The sequence below is a fragment of the Rhodococcus sp. 05-2255-1e genome, from assembly GCF_002259025.1.
Lineage (GTDB): Bacteria > Actinomycetota > Actinomycetes > Mycobacteriales > Mycobacteriaceae > Rhodococcoides > Rhodococcoides fascians.
In genome coordinates this window covers 1-5,174 of sequence record NZ_NOZE01000042.1, presented here as the reverse complement: position 1 = coordinate 5,174, position 5,174 = coordinate 1, and the positions used below count along the sequence as shown (strand labels likewise).

At 60.5% G+C, this 5,174-nt stretch carries 1 protein-coding gene; it reads left to right on the top strand.

The window, feature by feature from the left end; translation table 11 throughout:
* The coding region (locus CH262_RS24730; RefSeq protein WP_143547167.1) for a non-ribosomal peptide synthetase at nucleotides 1-5,174 on the top strand (5,174 nt) is incomplete at both ends.

The window sequence follows — 5,174 nt, the reverse complement described above, 5'->3', positions numbered from 1 at the left end:
GTCGCTGAACAGCCGACGACGACGTTGCCGGTGCCGAATGCTGACCTCCTCGCGTACATCATCTACACCTCAGGAACGACAGGCACACCCAAAGGCGTCTCGGTCACCCACCGCGGCGTCAATGACCTCATCGCTACCCACATCGCGCGCCTCGCCAATGTCGAGGACCCGACCACCGGCACTCTGGAACCCCACCACCACGTATGGACGCTGTTCCATTCATACGCATTCGACTTCGCGGTCTGGGAGATGTGCGGCGCGCTTCTGCACGGGGGACGGCTGGTCGTGGTTCCCGAAGAGGTTGCCTACTCTCCTTCCGATTTCCATAACCTGCTCGTAAACGAAGAAGTAACGGTGCTGACCCAGACACCGTCGGCGTTGGCACGGCTGTCTCCCGAGGGGCTACCGTCGATCGCGCTACTTCTACTCGGGGGAGAGACGTGCCCAGCCCAGCTAATCGAGCGATGGGTGACGCCTGAGCGAGCCGTGATCAATGCTTATGGCCCGACCGAGTGCACCGTCTACGTTTCGATGACCGAACCGCTAGTCCCTACAGGGGCAGTGCCGATCGGTGCCGCTGGCTCCGGCACTGCGTTGTTTGTGTTGGATTCCGGTTTGCGGCGGGTTCCGATCGGTGTGGTTGGTGAGTTGTATGTCGCGGGGCGGGGTGTGGCACGCGGTTATGTGCGACGGCCGGGCTTGACGGCATCGCGATTCGTCGCGTGTCCGCTCGGCCCTTTGGGTTCGCGGATGTATCGCACCGGCGATCTGGTTCGTTGGAATCACGACGGCGAGCTGGAGTATGTGGGTCGCTCTGACGATCAGGTGAAGATTCGTGGTTACCGCATCGAAATCGGTGAGATCGAATCGGTGCTCCGGACGGCCCCCGGAGTAGGACAGGCTGCGGTCGTCGTCCATGAGGACCACCCAGGGTACAAACGGCTGATCGGCTACGTCGTTCCCCACACAGACTGGGCGGGCGAGTTGGATGGCAACCAATTGCGCCGCTTGACCGACGCGTGGCTGCCCGAATATATGTCGCTTGCGGCGGTCGTGGTCCTCGATGCATTGCCCATGACGAGTAACGGCAAGCTTGACAAAAAGAGGCTTCCGGTACCTCAACTAGGACAATCGAACCAATACCGAGCACCGACTACTCCACTCGAGGAGAGCCTGGTTGACATCTACGCGCGCGTACTGAATGTGGAGAAAGTTGGAGTCGACGATTCGTTCTTCGATCTAGGCGGCGACAGCATCTCGTCCATTCAGGTGGTGTCCCGGGCCCGGCAAGTCGGTTTGTACTGCAAGCCCCGCGACATCCTGGTGGAGCGAACCGTGGCACGACTTGCCCACGCTCTCCAGCTCTCGGTCCCGGAGCAGTCTCTCCTTCGGCCGGCTGAGGCTGGGCCCGTCACGGCAACGCCGATCATGCGGTGGCTGGCATCTCTCACGGCACCGACAGACGAGTTCAACCAAACCATGTTGTTCCAGGGGCCGCAGCAGGCGAAGTACAGCGACGTGGTGTTGTTACTACAGGCATTGGTCGATCGGCACGCCATGCTCCGGTTGCAGGTGGACAACGCCCCGACTGAGGACGCGGACAACTGCATCGTCCTACCAACAGGCTCGATCAGCGCAGCCGACTGTGTAACCCCCGTCGTGGACTTCTCCGATACCACGTTTGCCAATGCCTTGAGCCGTCTTGACCCGCGTCGAGGAGCCATGGTGCATGGGCTGTGGGCTGAGCGCACCCGCCAGCTGTTGCTCATCGTCCACCACCTCGCGGTCGACGCGGTCTCCTGGGGAATCATCCAAAGGGATCTCGCAACGGGTTGGCGCTGCCTCACCGAGCGGCGAGAAATTACCCTGGATGCCAGCGGCACCTCGTTCCGTGAGTGGTCAACGATGTTGGCGCAGTACGCTGCCGAGCGGAAAGTCACTGACCAGCTTCCGCATTGGCAGCGCATTGAAGCCGTTGCCACCCTGCTGCCCAGCCCGCACCCGACTCCTGGTATCTGGCGCGATGTGGAGCATCTGTCGGTCAGCATCGACACGGAGCTAACCGAAGTGCTGGTAACCGACGTGACTGCGGCTCTGCACATCAACGTTCAGGATCTGCTGCTCATCGCACTCGGTTCTGCCCTCGCTGAACAGCACCAGCACTTCGACGTCCCTTTCCGCATCGACGTGGAGAGCCACGGACGTCGCGATGAAATCGGCAGTGGGATCGATTTGACCAACACCGTCGGATGGTTCACCGCAAAGCACCCGGTCGCTTTGAACGTCGTACCCATGGACCGTGACACTGTTCTGACCGGGGGCTCGGACATGGGTATCTGGATAAAGGACGCCAAGGAACAGCTGCGTGCCCACCCCGACGGAATCACCTACGGTCTTCTCAAGTATCTAGGCACCAACAATCTGTCTGGCGTAGATCCCGCCATCGGCTTCAACTACCTCGGCCGGCGCAGCGTGAGCCAGCTCGACGCACCCCTCGAAGATTGGCGGATCCTCGGACCGACTGAATCGCCTGATGCTCGACGCTTTGGTTCCCGCTCGATGCTGTTGCCGCACACAGTCGGCATCAATGCAGCCGTGCTAGCCGAAGGTTCGCAGTCAGAACTACACGTGTCCTGGAGTTGGACGAGCACACAGGTGGATCGCTCCTATATCACCGAGCTGTACGCGCGCTGGTATGACGTTCTAGCTGGAATTGCGGCGTACGTGCAGAACGGCGGCGGAGGACTGACTCCCTCCGACGTCCTGCCGGCGGTGGTCAATCAGCGGCAGATCGATCAACTCGCACAAATCGTGGAACCAGCAGACCTTCTCCCGCTGACTCCGCTTCAAACCGGGCTGCTTTTCCATCGCCGTTCCGGCAGTAATGAACCCGTAGAGCTGTACACCGTGCAACTGGGTATCGAGATTGCTGGCGTACTCGACGTGCCGCGCTTGCGCGAGGCCGCTCATACAGTCGTCGGACGCCACCCCAACCTAATGGCTCGGTTCGTCTCCGAGGGTTTCCCCGAGCCGGTGCAGATCATTCCGACACGCCCAGACATACCGTGGACGGTAGTTAACGGCTACGAGTGCGATCAGAGGCTGCTGGATGCAGAGCTCGCCGCCTGCGGCAACCTCGTAGATGAGGCACCGCTACGGATTCTCCTTCATCAGACTGGGACGAATAAGCACACGCTGGTGCTATCCGTCCATCACATCGTGGTGGACGGTTGGTCAATCCAGATTCTGCTCAAAGAGATGTTCGCCGTCTACGAACGGGAGACTCTGGCACCCGCGCCCACCTTCCGAAATTACGTCGAGTGGCTATCCGCCCAGGACTGGAGCGCGGCGCGGCGGCATTGGCAGAAGCTGCTGGCGGGACTTCAAACGCCGACCTTGTTAGATCCAGGAGATCGCTTCACTGATGCGCGATCGCTGTTGCGAGTCGACCTCCCTATCGACGTCACGCGTTCTGTTGAGCAGTTGGCTCGCTCGCAAAACACGACCATGAACATCGTGCTACAGGCCGCCTGGGGCCGTCTGCTGGGCGCATTGACTGGCAGCGGAGACGTCGTCTTCGGCACTACCGTATCGGGGCGGCCAGCAGAACTGTTCGGCAGCGAGTCGGCGGTGGGCATGTTCATCAACACCGTCCCGGTAAGAGCATCCCTGACCGCGACGACGACCACGGCTGAACTGATCGGCATGCTGCGGGACGACTACCACGATGGGCTAGACCACCAGTTCGTGGCCCTGGCCGATATCCAGCGCGCCGCGGGACATCAACAACTGTTCGACACCCTCTTCGTCTACGAGAACTACCCACTGAGGATGTCCGGCGGGCAGCTCGAGACAAACGGACTGAGCGTACGCATAGCCTCAAGTCGCGAGTTCACTCACTATCCAATCGCCTTACAGATCTGGCCCGGTCCACAGCTGAGGGTGCGGCTGGAATACCGCATGGCGGTCCTCGACGAGCGGTTGGCCAAGCAAATCCTGGTATGGCTCCAGACACTATTGATTGCGATGGCGGCGGGCCCGGATCGTCCTTTGGCTTCGTTCGACATCCTGGGTGAGGATGAGCTGACGCAGCTGGACGTACTGGGTAACAGGTCGGCTGTGACGGAGTCCGTTGCTGGCGTGTCGATTCCGGAGTTGTTCGCCGAGCAGGTGAGGGTGCGGCCGGACGTCATAGCGGTGGTGTTCGAGGGTCGGTCGTGGACGTATCAGGAGTTGGACGACACATCGACGCAGTTGGCTCATTTGTTGGCTGGGCGTGGGGTGGGAGTAGAGGACGTTGTTGCACTGTTGCTGCCACGTTCGGAACACACTGTGATAGCCATACTTTCGGTGCTGAAGCTGGGTTCTGCTTACTTGCCGATCGACATCAACACCCCTGACGAGCGCCTGGCATTCGTTCTACAAGACGCCAAACCAGCAGCAATAGTGACAACGGTAGCGCAATTGCACCGGGTCGATGAGAGCAAAGTGGCAGTCGTGACCCTCGGGGGCAGGGTCACCGTCGAACCTCCCACTGTCACCTTTCCATTCCCCCATCCAGAACTGACGGCCTATGTCATCTACACCTCAGGAACGACAGGCACACCCAAAGGCGTCTCGGTCACCCACCAGAACGTGACGCAACTGTTCACCAGACCCGCACGGACGTCCGAATTGTCGCCAGGACAGGTGTGGTCGATGTTCCATTCGTACTCGTTCGATGTGTCGGTGTGGGAGATGTGGGGCGCTCTGCTGCACGGTGGCCGCTTAGTCATAGCCTCTGAGGACACGGCCAACTCTGCCACCGACTTTCATGACCTACTTGTGAACGAAAGTGTTTCGGTTCTGACCCAGACCCCGTCCGCCCTCGGCCGGCTGTCACCGCAGCGGCTGAGCGCATTGAGGACCATTTTTGTGGGGGGTGAGGCGTGCTCGCCCGAACTTGTCGATCGGTGGGCTTCAGGCCGAGAAATGATCAACTCCTACGGTCCTACCGAAAGCACCGTTTACGCCTCTATGAGTGCGCCCATGAAGCCTGGTCATGGAGCTCCTATCGGTACGCCGGTGCCGGGTGATGCGTTGTTTGTGTTGGATTCCGGTTTGCGGCGGGTTCCGATCGGTGTGGTTGGTGAGTTGTATGTCGCGGGGCGGGGTGTGGCACGCGGTTATGTGCG